Source organism: Aerococcus sp. L_32 (genome assembly GCF_050689315.1).
In genome coordinates, this window is record NZ_JBOEQF010000027.1 from 1 (window position 1) to 18,562 (window position 18,562).

General features: G+C 39.5%; 19 protein-coding genes. 15 read left to right on the forward strand and 4 right to left on the reverse strand.

The window, feature by feature from the left end; genetic code table 11:
- A partial coding sequence (locus ACRCJ0_RS03380) for an alanine racemase (protein ID WP_431389489.1) occupies positions 1–351 on the reverse strand: 351 nt, incomplete at its 3' end.
- Positions 352–526: 175 nt separating this feature from the next.
- The gene (locus ACRCJ0_RS03385; RefSeq protein ID WP_419970922.1) at positions 527–1,072 is read right to left on the reverse strand and encodes an FUSC family protein; all 546 of its coding nucleotides are present in this window, start codon (positions 1,070–1,072) and stop codon (positions 527–529) included.
- Positions 1,073–1,202: 130 nt separating this feature from the next.
- On the opposite strand from ACRCJ0_RS03385, the gene ACRCJ0_RS03390 reads away from it, so the two are divergent.
- Positions 1,203–1,571, forward strand: coding sequence for a hypothetical protein (locus ACRCJ0_RS03390; protein ID WP_417893557.1), 369 nt, complete (start codon positions 1,203–1,205; stop codon positions 1,569–1,571).
- A gap of 290 nt (positions 1,572–1,861) precedes the next feature.
- Here the strand turns inward: ACRCJ0_RS03390 and ACRCJ0_RS03395 are convergent, their stop codons facing one another.
- Together ACRCJ0_RS03395 and ACRCJ0_RS03400 are read right to left on the reverse strand one after the other, a co-directional pair.
- Positions 1,862–2,974 carry a M24 family metallopeptidase gene (locus ACRCJ0_RS03395; RefSeq protein ID WP_431389490.1) on the reverse strand — a complete coding sequence of 371 codons (1,113 nt, stop codon included), beginning with the start codon at positions 2,972–2,974 and terminating at the stop codon, positions 1,862–1,864.
- 17 nt (positions 2,975–2,991) lie between these two features.
- Entirely contained in the window at positions 2,992–3,783 is a 792-nt protein-coding gene (locus ACRCJ0_RS03400) for a hydrolase (RefSeq protein ID WP_431389492.1), read from the reverse strand.
- A 313-nt stretch (positions 3,784–4,096) separates the two neighbouring features.
- On the opposite strand from ACRCJ0_RS03400, the gene ACRCJ0_RS03405 reads away from it, so the two are divergent.
- The 14 genes from ACRCJ0_RS03405 (at position 4,097) to ACRCJ0_RS03470 (ending at position 18,533) form a co-directional block, all read left to right on the forward strand.
- Positions 4,097–4,825: an amino acid ABC transporter ATP-binding protein gene (locus tag ACRCJ0_RS03405; RefSeq protein ID WP_431389496.1), complete on the forward strand. Its 729-nt coding sequence runs from the start codon at positions 4,097–4,099 to the stop codon at positions 4,823–4,825.
- Between the two features lie 35 nt (positions 4,826–4,860).
- Complete coding sequence (locus tag ACRCJ0_RS03410; RefSeq protein ID WP_417893560.1) at positions 4,861–5,676, forward strand: glutamate ABC transporter substrate-binding protein; 816 nt, start codon at positions 4,861–4,863, stop codon at positions 5,674–5,676.
- Positions 5,677–5,689: 13 nt separating this feature from the next.
- A complete protein-coding gene (locus ACRCJ0_RS03415) occupies positions 5,690–6,343 on the forward strand; it encodes an amino acid ABC transporter permease (RefSeq protein ID WP_419970926.1) in 654 nt (217 codons plus the stop codon).
- Between the two features lie 16 nt (positions 6,344–6,359).
- Positions 6,360–7,052: an amino acid ABC transporter permease gene (locus ACRCJ0_RS03420; protein ID WP_419970927.1), complete on the forward strand. Its 693-nt coding sequence runs from the start codon at positions 6,360–6,362 to the stop codon at positions 7,050–7,052.
- 409 nt (positions 7,053–7,461) lie between these two features.
- On the forward strand, positions 7,462–8,178 hold the full coding sequence (locus ACRCJ0_RS03425; RefSeq protein ID WP_419970928.1) for a TraX family protein: 717 nt from the start codon (positions 7,462–7,464) through the stop codon (positions 8,176–8,178).
- Between the two features lie 47 nt (positions 8,179–8,225).
- Positions 8,226–9,608 (forward strand): Sapep family Mn(2+)-dependent dipeptidase, encoded by a 1,383-nt coding sequence (locus ACRCJ0_RS03430; RefSeq protein WP_431389493.1) that lies wholly within the window; start codon positions 8,226–8,228, stop codon positions 9,606–9,608.
- Between the two features lie 21 nt (positions 9,609–9,629).
- Complete coding sequence (rpiA, locus tag ACRCJ0_RS03435; RefSeq protein ID WP_431389494.1) at positions 9,630–10,304, forward strand: ribose-5-phosphate isomerase RpiA; 675 nt, start codon at positions 9,630–9,632, stop codon at positions 10,302–10,304.
- A 705-nt stretch (positions 10,305–11,009) separates the two neighbouring features.
- The gene (uxuA, locus tag ACRCJ0_RS03440) at positions 11,010–12,086 is read left to right on the forward strand and encodes a mannonate dehydratase (RefSeq protein WP_026466443.1); all 1,077 of its coding nucleotides are present in this window, start codon (positions 11,010–11,012) and stop codon (positions 12,084–12,086) included.
- Between the two features lie 62 nt (positions 12,087–12,148).
- Entirely contained in the window at positions 12,149–13,003 is an 855-nt protein-coding gene (locus tag ACRCJ0_RS03445; protein ID WP_419970930.1) for an SDR family oxidoreductase, read from the forward strand.
- 104 nt (positions 13,004–13,107) lie between these two features.
- Positions 13,108–13,959, forward strand: a complete 852-nt coding sequence (locus ACRCJ0_RS03450; protein WP_059348579.1) for an HAD family hydrolase — start codon at positions 13,108–13,110, stop codon at positions 13,957–13,959.
- Between the two features lie 43 nt (positions 13,960–14,002).
- On the forward strand, positions 14,003–14,653 hold the full coding sequence (locus ACRCJ0_RS03455) for a bifunctional 2-keto-4-hydroxyglutarate aldolase/2-keto-3-deoxy-6-phosphogluconate aldolase (RefSeq protein WP_026466440.1): 651 nt from the start codon (positions 14,003–14,005) through the stop codon (positions 14,651–14,653).
- Between the two features lies 1 nt (position 14,654).
- Positions 14,655–15,686 carry a PfkB family carbohydrate kinase gene (locus ACRCJ0_RS03460; protein WP_417894290.1) on the forward strand — a complete coding sequence of 344 codons (1,032 nt, stop codon included), beginning with the start codon at positions 14,655–14,657 and terminating at the stop codon, positions 15,684–15,686.
- Positions 15,687–15,722: 36 nt separating this feature from the next.
- Complete coding sequence (gene uxaC, locus ACRCJ0_RS03465) at positions 15,723–17,147, forward strand: glucuronate isomerase (protein ID WP_419970931.1); 1,425 nt, start codon at positions 15,723–15,725, stop codon at positions 17,145–17,147.
- A gap of 231 nt (positions 17,148–17,378) precedes the next feature.
- Positions 17,379–18,533, forward strand: a complete 1,155-nt coding sequence (locus ACRCJ0_RS03470) for a hydroxymethylglutaryl-CoA synthase (protein ID WP_431389495.1) — start codon at positions 17,379–17,381, stop codon at positions 18,531–18,533.
- Positions 18,534–18,562: the final 29 nt, after the last annotated feature.

Genomic DNA, 18,562 nt, shown 5'->3' on the forward strand with positions numbered 1-18,562 from the left:
ATGTTTCTTGGCGTATTTTAAATAGTCCAAGCTAGAGACTGTCACACCAATTTCTAAATTAGCTAAAAGCCAAGCATCGTCTGGATCAGTCAAACCTAAAATCATGATAGGGGCAATAATCCCAGCGTCTCTTAGTTCTAACGCTTCATCCGCAACTGCGACCGCAAAACCGTCCGCACCGCGAGATTGGAGGGCGTCAGCTATTTTGACGGCACCTAAACCATAGCTGTCAGCTTTAATAACTGCCATGACAGCTTTATTACCGATATGCTTTTTAATAGCGAAATAATTATGAATAATCGCATCTAGAGACACGATGGCCTTACTAGGGCGATGATAACCAATGGTCATAGTTTAAACCTCTCTTTAATCACATGGATTGATCGAAATAGATAGGAAATGGCTTTAATACCGCGCATTTCACTCCTCATTTATTATACCACTTGTGGGTGAAAACTTGAAAGAAGGGTCTCTAACTTAAGGAAAAGCTAAGTTAGTCCAATCCTAAGGTAACCTTGGTGGTCAGTTAAACGTCGTCAGAGGTAGAGATTTGTAGAATCTTCGGTACATGGCTATTGTAAATAAGGATCCAAGGAACAACTCGGTCTCTTGGGAAAATGTACTCGATACCAACAGCGACAATGGCCCCCAGGAAGGTATCTAAAACCCGAAGTAGGGCATAGACATATTGATTGTCCGCCGGAATATTGAAGACAATGACAAGGAAAGTGGCGCTACCACCAATAACCCCTTGTGGATTCTTAACGAGAAGGTTGGTTTGAATCGTAATTAAAATACCTAAACCACCTAAAAGTGCAGTAATCAAATAATGGTCAGGTAATAAGTTATGTAAAAAAATAAAAACTAATGAGGCAAAAGCCCCACAAACAATGGATAAGGTTCTGCGCAAACCAAAAGAAAGCGACGAAGTGACGTCAGCCCTTTGGGAAAATACCGCTGAAAGGGCAGCAATTTGCGGGTCAATAGGGATAAATGCTGAAATAAGGACAATCACAAAGACACCCAAAGAAGTCTTTAGAGTCCGCATACCAACATGAAAATTTTGTTTCACTGAAATAGGCTCCTTTAATTAAGAGAGAAAGTTGAAAAATTCCTCTTCTCCACAATTTGAATTTTCTTGTAAATAGATTATACTAGGAATACTTGATGAAATGAACTAAATATTAAAGGTGGTGCACTAGGTGAAGCGGCAAACATATCGCCAAGCGAAAAAAGAGCTTGAACGCGAGAAGAAGAATAACCAAAAAAAGTATGGAAAATCTTTTTCAGATGACTTTAAATCCTCAGTCCCTGAGACAACACTCACACAGGATACAGCTGAATTTAACGTCGAAACGTTTGCGGAAACGCCTGTGCCAAAAGAAACCTTCCAAGACTTAGACACTAATGAAATCTTCTTTGAAAGACAAAAACAAAAACAGTACTTTTGGTCAGGTTCAAGCAATTATTCCCGCAAATTACTGGTATGGATCATTCTAGCCCTCGCCATCCTAGCAGTAGCCTTGCTCGGACCGCGCGTATTCGAATTCTTCCAAATGATTTTTAAGTAAAGAAGGTGCGACAGAAGTCGTTAAAAAATAAAACACTAGAATAAAAGCAAAAGCTCCCTTCACTTGTCTTGTTGGGAGTTTTTTTGAATCGCATATGTTAAATATTTGGCATCATACAATGAAAAATAGGGCATTTGTGGCCTGTGTGGTCTGTATTAATGTGGTCGTTCCTTAAAAATAGAAGCCAAAGGCTTTTATATTAAGAAATATATCTAAATTACTACATAGGGTATATAAACATAGATCTAAAAAAACACGACGACTGTCGTGTTTTTTTAGTGTGTAATGTTTTATTTTGGTTGAATAATAATCATATCTTTGGTGAAGTGGTTCAAGTTTTCAGTGCCATCATCATGTGCAATCACTAAATCTTCAATACGGACGGCTGTATTACCAGTCAGGTAAATACCAGGTTCGATTGAGAAGATATTGCCATCTTTAATGGTATCTGTATTAGCTTTTGACACATCACCTTTTTCATGAACTTCGCGTCCAATGAAATGCCCTAGTCGGTGGGTAAATTGGTCACCGTATCCTTGGGCTGTGATGTAATCACGCGCTGCAGCGTCCACATTTGCCAAAGTTTCGCCAACTTTGACCGCGTCAATGCCGCGTAAATTGGCTTCCAGTACGATGTCGTATATCCTTTTGGCCTCAGCACTAGGCTCACCGTAATAAACGGTACGGGTCATGTCGGAACAGTATTCTTCATGTTTACAGCCGATATCAATGACGATCGAATCACCGCGTTTCGGCAAGGTATGGTCAGATTCATGGTGAGGGTCAGCGCCGTTTGGACCGTAAGCGATAATGGGTTCGAATGAAAAGCCGGCATCTGCACCTTCTTCATCGTAAATGCGGGCTAATTTATCTACGGCAGCCAATTCGTCCAAACCAAGTGGTAAGACTTCTTCGATTAAACGAGCCATAGCACGGTCGTTAATATCTGAAGCTTTACGCATTTTTTCTTGTTCTTCAGCGGTTTTAATGGCTCTTTGGGCATCAACTAAATCAGAACCTACTTCAAAAGTGGCTTGTTTGTATGTTTTGGCGATGGCTAATAGTTGGTCAGCCCGCCACAATTTATCCACGCCGATTCGTAGTGGGGCGTCGGTTGCTGGGAAATCCGCTAGATTTGCGAAGGCTTCAGCGATTGTGTAGTTATCATCTACCCAAGCGACGTCAACTCCAGCTAATTCGTCGAACACAAATAGCTTGTTAGCAATAATTTGTGGACCTTTTTCCGGTTGAATAATCAATAACCAAAAACGTTCCATGGGGTCAAAAATGACACCGGTGTAGTAGTCGATGGATGCCTTGTCGCTAATGATTAGGGCATCTAGGTTGTGGTTTTTAACTTGTTGTTGAATGGTTTTTAGTCGGTTGCTATGTTCTTGATCCATATGTCCTCCATCTCGTCTTACAGATAACCGTCAGAAGAATCTTCATTATATTTCTCTTCAGCTTCTGGATGTTCCTCGATATATTCCTCAAATTCACGTAAGGTCATACCATCATGGCTTTCAAGGAAGTCCTCGCGACGGTCTTTACGGTATTTGACCATTTTCTCTTTAAATATTTCACCAGTAGTCGGTGGTGTCCAGGAAACGGCGTTTGCGCCTGCTTCAATTACCTTACGAATGGTGTCTTCATTATTACCACCAGTTGCGATAATCGGCACATCTGGGAAATCCCGGCGAATCCGTTCAACGATAGCGGCTGTTTCTTTGCCCCCTGAAACGTTAAGGATATCAGCACCGGCAGAAATTCGTGCTTCAATATCGTTATAGGCAGAGACAACTGTCGCTACAATTGGGGAGTCGACGGTGTGCTCAATATCTAGAATATTTTCTGCGGTCATCGGCGCATTCACCACAACCCCTTGAACCCCTGTCGCTTCAGCAAAAAGGGCAATATCTACGCTACGCTTACCCTGAGTTGTACCGCCACCAACGCCGGCAAATACAGGTTGACTTGCTACTGATGTCACTGCTGAAATGATTGCAGGATGCGGGGAGAATGGGTAGACAGCTAAGACGGCATCTGCATTACAGTATAGAATTGTGGCGACGTCAGTTGTAAAGACGAATGATTTTAAAGTTCGTCCAAACACGCGAATACCGGATGCTTCGTTAATAACTTCTGGCACCATCACCATATCGCTTCTAAATTGCGAAGAGATATTTTGAGAGCCGTTTTTTGGTTGATTCAACGCTATAACCTCCATTTAATTGATTGAAAGGGTGTTTCAGATAGTTCTAGTCTTATTATAGTACTTATATAAAAAGAATGACAATTCAAAATCTCGACAGGGCGTCATATCACGTAAAAAGGTGTTCAAATAATTCGATTATGAAATATAAAATCACATTGATACTGAAACATGTTAAGAAATCTATCAAAAAAGTTGACACTTGCTTAAGAAATGATTAGAATTGTTTTATCTTTATGCAAGAATCCGGTTTACATTCAAGTTTATTGCAATTGTATTCATAAGGAAAAATCAAATAAGAAGAGGTGCTATGATGATTACATTTGATCATGTTGAAAAATATTATGGTAAATTCCACGCGTTGAAAGACATTAATCTGAAGATAAATGAGGGTGAAGTTGTGACCTTGATTGGACCTTCTGGTTCTGGTAAATCAACTTTGATTCGGACGATAAATGCTTTAGAGAAGGTGGATTCAGGCCATTTATATGTTGACGGGAAAGATATTACAGATCGCAACACTGACATCCGTCAAATTCGACGCGACTGCGGTATGGTGTTCCAACACTTCGAATTATATCCTCACATGACCGTGTTAGAAAATGTGACATTGGCACCTTTAAAAGTCTTGAAGAAAACTGATAAAGATGCCCAAGATAGAGCAGAACGTTTACTACAACGTGTAAACATGTGGGATAAACGTGACGCTTACCCAGGTCAATTATCTGGTGGGCAAAAACAACGTGTGGCCATCGCACGTGGTCTAGCTATGCGTCCGAAAATGATGCTATTTGATGAACCGACTTCAGCCCTTGACCCAGAAATGGTTGGGGAAGTATTGGACCAAATGAAACGTATCGCTTTTGAGGACAACATGACTATGGTTGTTGTAACGCATGAGATGGGCTTTGCCAAAGAAGTATCGAATAGAACCATCTTTATGGCAGACGGAGAGATTTTAGAAGACCGTCCATCAAAAGAGTTCTTCGAAAATCCTCATGATGAACGTGCCGTTCAATTCCTAAGCAAGATCTTAGTCTAATCACCAAGTCACGCTTAAGAAAAGAGGGAAATACTATGAAAAAACTATGGCGAATTGTCGCACTAGTGGCTTTTGCTTTCGTGGCTACGGCCTGTACAAGCACTGCTGCTAGCCAACAGGATATTGCTGAGTGGATCGACAGCGAAGCCTACCCGGTCATCACTTGGGGGGTAAAAGTTGATACCAACTTATTTGGGAAATACAATATTGAAGAAAACCGTATCGAAGGTTTTGATATCGATATGGCGAAAGAAATTACCAAGCGTGTCGGTGGGGAAAATGCCGAAGCAGAATTTGTTGAGGTAACCTCTAAAACCCGTATTCCTTTACTGAAAAACGGGAACGTAGATGCTTTGATTGCAACCATGACCATCTCAGAAGAACGGTTAAAACAAGTTGACTTTAGTCAAGTGTACTTTGACGCTGGACAAGCCTTGATGGTGCCTGAAGATTCTGATATCGAAGGTGTTGAGAGCTTGACGAGTGAACATACCGTTTTGGCGGTAAAAGGGTCTACATCAGCCCAACGAATTAAAGAAGCAGCGCCGGATGCGAATATCTTGGAGTTAGAAAACTACGCAGAAGCCTTCACGGCCTTAAAATCAGGTCAAGGGGACGCGATGACTACTGATAATGCGATTTTATTAGGGATCATGGAACAAAATCCAGGTTACAAAATTGCTGGATCAACCTTTACAACAGAACCATATGGTATTGCCATCAACAAGGGCCAAGATGACTTCTTAAATGAAGTAAACCAAGCCATTGATGACATGGTAGCTGATGGTACGTATCAAGAAATCTATGCAAAATGGTTTGGTGACGATACTGAGTCATCAATTGCAGAGTAGGGAGGTTGAGCACATGTTTGAATTATTAACAAATTATTCTGATTTAATTATTGAAGGATTTATCAATACCTTGATTGCATCTGTGATCGCTCTGATTGCTTCCTTAATTCTTGGTGGTTTAGTGGGGATTATCCAAACCTTAGATAATAAGGTTTTAGCTAAAATTGGTGATATCTTTGTAGAATTTTTCCGTAATATACCTTTATTGATTATTGTGATGTTTTTCTATGTAGTTATTCCTTTATACGGGATGGAAATTACCGGATTCCAATCAGGGATTATCGGTTTAACCCTTTATACATCGGCCTTTATAGCGGACGTTGTGCGTTCAGGGATTGATGCTGTACATAAAGGCCAAAGAGAAGCAGCAATTTCCCAAGGGATGACTTACGTACAAACGATGCAGTACGTGGTTTTACCACAAGCTGTGAAAATTGTGATTCCACCATTAGGTAACCAATTTATCAACTTAGTGAAAAACTCTTCTATTCTAGCTATGGTAGCTGGGTTAGATTTAATGTATTACGGTGATTTAATTGCCAGTGAAACCTTTAATACTTTAGGGACTTACACAATGATCGCATGTATTTACTTGGTCATTACAGTACCTTTAACTTTATTAGTTTCATATATTGAAAAACGATTAGCACAACAGGACGTACGTTAGAAAGGAGCGGTAATAGATGGATTTTGCAGGTGCATTTCAATGGATGAATATCCAGTTTTTACTTGATGGTCTATGGGTTACGCTTCAAGTAACGTTTTACGCTATCATATTCTCGTTAATTTTAGGTGGTATTTTTGGGGTTGTTCGTTTTATGGGGATTCCAATTTTATCTAAAGCTTTAGGGCTAGTTGTCGATATTATTCGTAACTTACCTTTACTATTGATTATCTTCTTTACTTATTTTGCTTTGCCACAATTAGGAATTCGCTTAAATATTTTCTGGGCAGCAGTTGGGGCCTTGACCATATTTGAATCTGCCATGATTTCAGAGATTATTCGTGGGGGATTGAATGCTATTCCAAAAGGGCAAGCAGAAGCTGGTATTTCAACCGGTTTAACCCGTGTTCAAACCTTGATATATATTTTATTACCACAAGCTGTGCGGTCAATGGCACCTTCGATTGTGTCACAATTGATTGCCTTGATTAAGGATACATCGCTTGCGACAATTATTTCCTTGCCAGAATTGACTCATAATGCGAAGATTATCTACAACCAAAATACAGCATATGTGATTCCAATGTTTGTGATCATGACCTTCCTATATTGGTTGGTATGTTATACCTTGTCTAAATTTTCAAAATACCTATCAATCCGACGTTCTAACAAGGCCATAGCAAAAGATGGCGCTTTAAAAACACCGGCATAGCACAGTTCGAGTAGTTGACTTTTGCTTTCTCTATCATAGCCTTTCAACCAGGATGCGAGCCAGGGCGTTAAGGGGGATAGGGCTGTAAAATTAGTGCCGTATCACACAAAGTGGGATGCAAACTAATCTGAAGTAGCGATCTGACTGCCCTATTGAACTCGACTACGCGGTGGAAACGGGATTATCCTCCGTCACTGTGAAGGCTTGCTAAAAAGCGTCAGCATTAGCCTTAAAGAAGGATTACTTTGAAAAAACATGTCTGTGTTCGATAATTTTTTAATATCAACAAGGGTCGGGATTTTTTCTCGGCCTTTTTCTTTGCTCAATCAATGTGATAAATAAAGAAAAATGAAAAAACTATGATAAAATAACAGCATCATGAAAATCGTGCAAAGAAGGAGGCGGCCGCTTGGATCAAGCAATGAACGCACAAAATAAACAGGGCGGGCTTTCGGGATCTGCCTTGAAATGGATTGCCATGGTCACCATGATTATTGACCACCTGGGTGCAGCCATTTTACTGCCTTTACTAAATAGTGGGCATCTGGAAACCTTTGATTATTCCTTGGCTTATACGGCTTATACCGGCTTTCGGCTAATCGGGCGGATTGCTTTTCCGATATTTTGTTTCCTATTGGTTGAAGGTTTCTTCCATACCTCTAATAAACAAAAATATGCTATAAGGTTAGGGATTTTTGCCTTGATATCGGAAATTCCTTTTAACCTAGCCATTAGTCAGCAATTTTTTGATTTGGCCTATCAAAATGTATTCTTTACCTTATTGTTGGGACTATTAGCAATCTGGTTGGCTAGTATAATGAAATACCGATGGCTAGGTATTATCCCTATTGTCTTATTAGCAATCGCTGCAGAGTATTTCAATACGGATTACGGCATGTTTGGCGTTATTTTAATTGGTATCCTTTATATCACCCGAGATCAACGATTCATCCAATCCTTTGCTGGGGCTGTACTCGTGCTATGGGAAGTGACTGCACCGATATCTTTCGTAATGACCTACTGCTACAATGGATTAAGGGGCCGTTACAACGCCAAATGGCTGTATTGGATTTACCCGATTCATCTGCTGATATTCGGCTTAATTGCCCGTTATTTCATCATTTAGCCCAGTCATATATAACACACAAAATTTAGAAAAACTAGGAGAATAACATGTTAGATAAAATAGATTTCGCACAATATATACCACAAATGATCGAAGACATCCAAGGTTTGGTCCGCATCCCATCTATTCGCGATGACGAGGCGGCTACAGCAGATGCACCTTATGGACCTGAAGTCCGCAAAGCACTAGATTTTATGCACGATTTAGCTGTCCGTGACGACATGAAGGTTGGGGATGTTTACCCATATACCGTTCACATGGAACCCCAAAATGCGGGGACTAACCACCGAGTGGATGTTGCTAGTCATATTGACGTCGTACCTGTAGGGGCCTTGTCAAATTGGACAAAAGAACCATTTGGCGCTGAAATTATCGACGGTCGTATGTACGGCCGCGGAACATCAGATATGAAACGGAATGCCGTTTTGTCATACTATGCCGTTAAAATCTTACAGGACTACCAAATTCCCTTAAAAAATACCATCCGTATCGTGATTGGGTCTGACGAAGAATCGGACATGACGGACATCCCGCAATACGTGATCAAAGAAGGCGCACCTGACTTCGCCATCACACCAGACGGGCAATTTCCACTACAAATCGGGGAAAAAGGGGCCACAACTTGGAACTTCAAGGGCGATTTAAAGCTAGGTACCATCATAAAAAGTGTAGTTGGTGGGGCCGGGTCAAATGTAGTGCCATCAGAAGCGACATTTGTCATCGCTGACACCTTAAATCCTGGTTTAGAAGCTTATGCTAATAACAAACAATGGCCAATCGCTATCAAAGAAGAAAACGGCGAAACCATCCTAACGGTTTACGGCATTTCTGCCCATGCCTCAACGCCTGAAGCAGGGGACTCAGCAATCACCCGTGGTTTTGAAATCATCGCCAATACCTATTCAGATGACTTGGCCAACAAGTGGACACGCCTATTTCGTCCTTATGATGGGTCAGGATTTAACGTAGCCCGTAACCACGATATTATGGGGCCATTGACCTTAAACCAAGGCGTTATTGAGAAAACGGCAGACGGGCAGATTGCCTTTACCATCGATGTTCGTTACCCAACCAATATTACCGAACCAGAATTGACAGCCGCCTTCACCAAAGAATTCGCGGATATTCCATTTGTGAAATCCTTTGATACAGCACCAATTCTGTCTGACGTGAATTTACCAGCAAACCAATTATTATTAAATACTTTCCACAAACATTTCCCAGACCACGCTATTGAACCGATTATCTCTGGTGGGGTATCATATAGTAAAGTAATGCCAAATTGCGTGTCATTTGGGATGAACTTCCAGCATGACGCACATGTAGCGCACCAAGCTGATGAATACATCGAAATGGATACATTAGAAGAACTATTAAAACTATATACAGATGCCTTTATCCAACTTGGTCAAGCAGACCAATTAGGATAAGGTGCCAGACAAAGGAGTCATATGGTGAACGAAAAAGAACTCGTTGGGGTTGCGGCAGCCCAATACGTTGAAGATGGTATGGTCGTTGGATTAGGAACAGGGTCAACAGCCTATTACCTGATTACAGAACTAGGCAGAAGGATGAAAGAGGAGGGCTTAGCCTTTACTGGTGTACCAACCTCCATTCAATCAGCCGAATTAGCTGCTAATTTAGATATTCCTATTGCTTCATTAAATGATGTGGCTAAAATTGATTTAACAATAGATGGCACCGATGAATTTGATCCACAATTAAATGGGATTAAAGGTGGCGGTGGTGCGCACCTGATTGAGAAAATTATTGCAGTGAATAGTGAACGCGTCATTTGGATTTGTGACCACAGCAAGCAAGTAGACCAACTGGGGACCTTTCCCTTACCGGTAGAGGTAATTCCAGCAGCTAGTCAACACTTATTGTATGCATTTGAAGATAAAAACTATGCGCCAACATTCCGTTTATCACTAGATGGCACTAAATTTGTAACTGATTCAGGTAACTTTATTATTGACCTTCATTTAGAAAAAATAGAAGACGCAGTCAAGTTGGCTGATGATTTGATTCAAATGGTCGGTGTTGTTGAACATGGCTTATTCTTGGGAATAGCGGACAAAGTCTTAATGGCCAAAGATGGTCAAGTCGTAGAATTTAATAAGTAGTATTTAATAGAAAAGCGAGCCAAGCTATTTTTCCTTGGCTCGCTTTTTTCTATATTTACCTATTTAATGAAGGAATGAATATAATTGCAAGATAAAAAAGGTTAACAGAAGTTCATGGATGCCATATAACTAGAAAATAAGAACTTTTACAAACTGATCATTATATTTTTGGTGCTCAATTTTGCGCTAACGGTTCCATCTTAAACCGTTGAGCTTGTGCATCATTTTTGCCTTAAACTCATCATATCATTGCAAATGTTGCTCCAAACTGTTATTTATAAAAAAAACGTCAAAAAAAGTGAAAAACTTTTTTTGACGTTTTAAAAGATAAATGATTCAAATAACTATGCCTGATCATCATCTGAAATCAGAAAACCTTGTACAATAGTGAAAATGATTAAGACTAGATACCATAGGATTTTACGGTTTCTTTTCTTTTGTGCCTTACTAGTTGGCATATGCCTAACCCCCCTTTAAATAAATAACTTTTTTGATATGTTTAATTATACCATGAAAAAGATAAAAGTTTAAAGTGATAGCTATTGAATATGAATCCCCTTACATTTTTTTAATAAAAATTGCATTAATTGCCATTTTGCCCTTGAAAAAGCGCTACCCTTTATGTAGAATGTAGTTGAATGAGCGTAAGCGATTGCTCATAACATATAGTGCGAATTTATATCACACAAAAAGGAGTATTATACTATGGAAATGAGTTTCAGATGGTATGGACAGGACGATCCTGTTACATTACAACAAATCCGTGAAATCCCAGGTATGCAAGGTATCGTTACAGCGGTTTACGATATTCCTGTAGGGGAAGTTTGGCCAATGGAGCGTATCGAACAACTTAAGAAAGATGTTGAAGATGCAGGTCTACATATTTCAGTTATCGAATCAGTACCGGTTCATGAGGATATCAAACAAGGTAAACCTAACCGTGACCAATTAATCGAAAACTACAAAACAACTTTAACTAACTTAGGTAAAGCAGGAATTCCTGTTGTATGTTATAACTTTATGCCAGTTTTTGACTGGACTCGTTCTGACTTAAACCATGACTTACCAGATGGTTCTAAATCGTTAGCATTCATCAAAGAAGATGTTGAACGTATGGATCCAGTTGAAGGTGAACTTTCATTACCAGGTTGGGACTCTTCTTACACTAAAGAAGAAATGAAAGCTATTTTAGACTACTACCGTGATAACGTAGATGAAGCTAAACTTTGGGAAAACTTAGAATACTTCATTAAAGCTATCATGCCTACAGCAGAAGCTGCTGGCGTAAAAATGGCTATTCACCCAGATGACCCTCCATACTCAATCTTTGGTTTACCACGTATCATCACTGATCAAGAAGCAGTTACTCGTTTCTTAGACATCTATGATTCAGAATACAACGGTATTACTATGTGTGTTGGTTCTTACGCTTCTGATCCTAAAAATGATGTTTTAGCAATGACTAAATCAGCATTAGAACGTAACCGTATCAACTTCATGCATACTCGTAACGTTAAACGTGGAGACTGGGGCTTCCAAGAGACAGCTCACTTATCTGAAGCTGGTGACATCGACATGTACGAAGTAATCAAAATGTTAGTTGACCATGACTGGCAAGGTGCATTACGTCCAGACCACGGTCGTCGTATTTGGGGTGACCAAACAGTAACACCAGGTTACGGTTTATATGACCGCGCATTAGGTGCTACTTACTTCAACGGTTTATATGAAGCTGCAATGAAAGCTGCTGGTAAAACACCAAACTTTGGTACTACTAAATAATTAACCGTAACAAAGACAATGAATTACTGGACTTCCAGTAGATAAGAAAGAGGTAATGAATAATGGTAAACCAATTTGCTCATGACTTTACAGGTAAAACAGTCGTATTAACAGGTGCTGGTGGTATATTAGTTTCTAAATTTGCAGAAGCTTTTGCTCAAGCAGGCGCTAACGTTGCTTTATTAGACTTAAACGGTGACGCAGCTCAAGCACGTGCTGACGAAATCAACGCTTTAGACATCCCTGGTAAAGCAATCGCTGTAGTATGTAACGTATTAGAAATCGATTCAATCAAAGCAGCTAAAGAGGCTGTAGATGCTGAATTCGGTGGTACTGACGTATTAGTTAACGGTGCTGGTGGTAACAACCCTCGCGCAACTACTGACAACGAATACCATGAATTAGACTTACCAGAAGAAACAAAAACTTTCTTCGACTTAGACCAATCAGGTGTTGAATTTGTATTTAACTTAAACTTCTTAGGTACTTTATTACCAACTCAAGTTTTTGCTAAAGACATGATTGGCCGTGAAGGTGCGAACATTATCAATATTTCTTCAATGAACGCATTCACACCATTAACGAAAATCCCTGCATACTCAGGTGCTAAATCAGCAATCTCTAACTTTACTCAATGGTTAGCAGTTCACTTTGCTCATGTTGGCGTTCGTGCTAATGCAATCGCTCCAGGTTTCTTAGTATCTAACCAAAACATTGACATGATGTTTGAAGCAGACCACAAAACATTGAAACCACGTGGTGAGAAAATCATCAACGGTACGCCAATGGGTCGCTTTGGTGAACCAGAAGAGTTATTAGGTGGTTTATTATTCTTAGCTGACGAAAAATCAGCAAGCTTCGTAAACGGTGTTGTATTACCAATCGATGGTGGATTCGCTGCTTACGCTGGTGTTTAATTTTTAAATTAAATAATACACATACAAAATAACTGGAGGGCTTTGGCAGGGGTATCATATCAATGCTCAAAGCCCTTTTTCTTTTAAATTTAGGAGGAATATTAATGGCAGTTTTACCAAATGAATTTACAAAACAAAACCAATTCTTAGTTTGTGTTGACTCTGATGGCTGTGCAATGGATACAATGAACGTTAAACATTTTGAGTTCTTCGGACCAATTGCTGCAGATGTTTTTGGTATCGAAAACAAAGAAGCGTTCCAAGAAGACTGGAACCGCGTAAACTTATTCTCATCTACTCGTGGTGTAAACCGTTTTACAGCTTTAGTAATGTGTTTAGATAACGCTACTGCAGCTGGTGAATCAATCATGAATATTGATGCTTTACGTGACTGGGCTAACTCAGCATCTTCATTATCAAATGCTTCATTAAAAGAAGCTATCGAAGCAAATGAAGAGCCTTCATTAGTGGCAGCTTTAGACTGGTCTAACAAAGTAAATGAAGGTATTCATACCGAACTTACTGGACGCGATGAACCATTCCCTGGTGCTAAAGAAGGTTTAGAAAAATTAGCAGAAGCAGGAGACGTAGCAATCGTTTCTTCAGCTAACTCTGAAGCTTTACAATCAGAATGGACTCGTCATGACTTGATGCCTTCAGTTGACGTTATTTACGGTCAAGAAGCTGGTTCAAAAGCAGATGCAATTGCTGATTTATTGAAACATGGCTATGCAAAAGACGAAATCCTAATGGTTGGTGACGCACCTGGTGATTTGAAAGCAGCTCAAACAAATGGCGTTCTTTACTACCCAATCTTATTTGGAAATGAAGAATTCTCATGGGATCGTCTACGTAATGAAGCGTTAGCTAAATTCAACAACAAAGAATATGCTGGTGAATATCAAGATAAAGTGATTGGTGAATTCCAAGACTTATTAGCAAAATACGACGCATAATTCCATCAATTAAAAAAATACACCCAATTTAGGAGGAATAAAAATGGCAAATAAAGCTGAAACAGTTGTACAAATGCAAAAAAACTTCTTATTCGCAGTAGTACGTGGCGAATCTGAACAAGCAGGCTACGAAATCTCTAAAGCAGTTTACGAAGGTGGCGTTAAAAACATCGAAGTTACTTTCTCAACTCCTGGTGCTGAGCGCGTAATGGCTCGTTTATCAGAAGAATTTGAAGGTACTGATATGGTTGTAGGTGCTGGTACTGTTCTAGATGCAATTACTGCACGTATCTCAATCTTAAATGGTGCACGTTTCATCGTTTCACCAACATGGGTACCTGAAATTGCTGAAATCTGTAACTTATACACAATTCCATACTTACCAGGTTGTGGTACTGTAACTGAAATCCAACAAGCATTAACTGCAGGTTGCGAAATCGTTAAAGTGTTCCCAGGTGGTGTATTAGGTTCTGGATTCATTAAAGATGTTCATGGTCCACTTCCACAAGTTGAAATGATGCCATCAGGTGGCGTTAACATCGACAACATGGAAACTTGGATCAACAATGGTGCATGGGCAGTTGGTGTTGGTTCAGCTTTAACTAAACGTTACAAAGCTGACGGAGCTGACTCTTGTCGTGAAGAAGCACAAAAATTTGCTGATAAATTAGCAGAAATCCAAGGCGGAAAATAATATGCGCAAAAAGGTTGTGACGCTTGGGGAAATCTTGATTCGCTTAACAACAAATGATAGCGAACGGTTTTCTCAAGCTCAAAAATTAGAAGTCACATATGGTGGGTCTGAAGCAAATATAGCATCTACTATAGCGCATTTAGGTATGTGGGCTAGTTTTATCACAGCCGTTCCTGATAACGAATTAGGGAACAGCGCCATTGAATTTATGCGAAAAAACGGGGTACATACTGGCTACATGTTACGTCAAGGTGACCGTTTAGGTATTTACTTTGCTGAAAAAGGGTATTCTATTAGACCGTCTAAGATTGTCTATGATAGAAAGAACTCTGCTTTCACAGAATCTACAATCAATGATTATGATATGGATCTGATTTTTGAAGATGCAAACTGGTTTCATACTTCTGGTATTACTGCAGCGTTATCAGATAATTTATTTGATTTAACCAAAGCAACTATGCAAGAAGCTAAAAAACGCGGTTTAAAAGTTTCTTTAGACTTAAATTACCGTGCAAGTCTATGGGACTTTGAAGTTGCTCGTGAAAAAATGGCAGAATTATTACCGTATGCAGATATTTGCTTTGGTATTGAACCTTTATTCGTTCCGGATGAAGGCGGCAATGACTATAAGGATGCTAATAATATCAAGCGACCATATGATTTCGATAATCTAGATGATACGCTTGAATATATTTGCAATTATTATGACCTAGAGGCGATTGCATTGACAAAACGTCGTGTAATCAACGCGAATCGTAATATCTTACAATCCTATATGTATGCGAATAAAACACTATATTCTTCAAAAGTGTTTGACGTAGATATCATTGACCGTATTGGTGGAGGCGATGCCTTCGCCGCTGGATTAATATACGCGATTAATTCAGAAAACTATACGCCTCAGGAATGCGTTGAATTTGCCAATGCAACATTTGCACTGAAACATACCATTCCAGGAGACATGGGCATTGTGACTTTAAACGATGTTCATCAATTAATGAATAGTGATGAAGGCTTCGATGTAAGTCGTTAGTCAACTATTTTTCAATCGAAAGGAGATCTTTACAAGATGGCTTTTATTAATGAAGACTTTATGTTACAAAGTGAAACTGCAAAACATTTGTACCATACTTATTCTGAAAACCAACCAATTTTTGACTACCACTGTCACTTATCACCACAACAAATCGCTGAAGACTATACATTCAGTAATATTACCGAATTATGGTTAGGTGGCGACCATTATAAATGGCGTGGATTACGTGCAATGGGTGTGCCAGAAGAGAAAGTTACCGGGAATGCTTCAGATGAAGAGAAATTCCAAGCATGGGCTGAAACTGTTCCAAATACATTAGGTAACCCATTATTCCACTGGACTGCATTAGAGTTAAAACGTTACTTTGATGTTGACGAAATGTTATCTGGTGATAACTGGAAAGAAATCTATGATGCAGCAAACAAAAAATTAAAAGACGAAAACTTAACTGCGCGTCAATTAATTAAAAATTCTAATGTCACATTTATCTGTACAACAGATAACCCATATGACACATTAGAATTCCACAAACAAATTGCGGAAGACGATACATTTGATGTTGCTGTTGTTCCTGGTTTCCGTCCTGATGAAGCTTTCGCAGTTGGCGAACAAAAATTCATCGACTTCTTACCAAAAATGGAAAAAGCGAACGGCATTAAAATTGATTCATTCGCTAAATTAGTGGCATCTTTAGAAGACCGTATTCAATACTTTGCTGATCACGGTTCAAACATTTCTGACCATGGTTTAGCGAAATTAGTTTTCCGTCCAGCGACTACTGAAGATGCAGAAGCAATCTTTACAAAAGCTGTAAACGGTGAAGCAATTTCAGATGATGAATATGGCCAATTCCAAACTGCATTGGTACGTGAATTAGGTAAAATTTACAATGCTAAAGGTTTTGTTATGCAATTCCACTTCGGTGCAATCCGTGACAACTCTGAGCGCCTATTTAAACAATTAGGTCCAGACGCTGGTTTAGACTCAATCAACGACCAAACACACGTTGCTGAAGCTTTAAACGGTTTATTAAACGAAATGGATAAGACAAACGAATTGCCTAAAGTAATTCTTTACCCATTAAACCCAGCATATTTTGACTTAGCAGCAACAACTGCAGCTAACTTCCAATCTAATGACAAAGGCATCAAGAGCCGTGTTCAATTAGGTTCAGGTTGGTGGTTCAACGATACTAAATACGGTATGTTGAAACAATTCAAAGCCTTAGCTGAAGGTGGCTTATTAATGAACTTTGTTGGTATGTTAACTGACTCTCGTTCATTCATCTCTTATACTCGTCACGAATACTTCCGTCGTCTATTCTGCGACTACATTGGTGACTTGGTTGAACGTGGTGAAATTCCTAATGATGAAGCATTGTTAGAAAAATTAATCACTAACGTTTCATACAACAACGCAGTAGCGTATTTTGACGCTGCTGACGTCGTGTCAAAATAAGACATTTTGACAAATAATGACCTGTAACTAAAGTATTCACCCAATTGACCAGACAGTTTCCATCTAGGAGAGGCATGACAACTTCGTCGTGTCTCTCTTTTTTCATGAAAAAATATGTTCAGAATTTCCTAAGAATGCTACAAATGCGGATAGAGAGGGGAAACTATGATAAAATGATAGGTGATAAATTACGTTATACGTATAAAAAATGATGTTGGGAGAGTAACGAATATGAATATTGGTATAGATAAACTACATTTCTTCACACCACATGTCTATGTGGATATGGAAGAACTGGCTGAAGCTAGAGATGTTGAGCCAGCGAAGTTTACAATTGGTTTAGGTCAAACCCAGCAAGCAGTGGCACCCTTAACCCAAGATCCAGTTTCAATGGCAGCTAACGCAGCTTGGCCAATTTTAACAGCAGAAGATAAAGAGGCAATTGATTTCATTATTGTGGGTTCAGAATCAGGTGTCGACCAATCAAAAGCAATGGCAGTCCATGTGCACCAGCTTTTAGGGATTAACCCTTTTGCTCGTGCTATTGAAATGAAAGAGGCATGTTATGCAGCAACTGTTGGTCTTCAAACTGCTGTATCCCATATCGCTCGTCATCCAGAGTCAAAAGTGTTGGTGATTGCAACTGACATAGCTAGATACGGCTTGAATACTTCAGGAGAATCGACACAAGGTGCAGGTGCAGTAGCTATGTTGATTAGTAAAGACCCACGCGTTGCAGTCATTAACGACGATGCCGTTTCTTACACAGGGGACATTTACGACTTCTGGCGTCCAAATTATTCTACATATGCCCAAGTGGATGGTAAATTCTCTAATGAACAATACCTATCATACTTAGAGACAGTGTGGACTGAATATAAAAAACGGACCAATAAAACTTTAGATGACTTTAAGGCTTTAGCCTTCCATTTACCATATTCAAAAATGGGCTTAAAGGGCTTGCGTCAATTATTGCCAGAAGTGGACGAAGCTAAACAAGCAGCCTTAACAGACCAATTTGAAGCCAGCCGCGTCTACAATAAACGGGTTGGAAACATCTATACTGGGTCATTGTATCTAAGTTTAATTTCCCTATTGGATCAAAGCCAAGGCCTACAAGCAGGTGATACTATTGGCCTTTATTCATACGGATCAGGCGCAGTAGGTGAGTTCTTCTCTATTACTTTAGTGGAAGGCTTCAAGGACATGTTAGCTGACGAAAGTCATCAAGCCATGTTAGATAACCGCGTCCAACTATCGGTTGCCGACTACGAATTGATTTTCCAAGAAGAATTACCAACAGATGGTAGTCAATTAGTCTTATCTGAAGATGAAGAGCAATTCCAATTAGCTGGGGTAGAAGGCCACAAACGATTGTATAAATAAAGAAAATCGTTACCTAGAAGAAGTAGAGA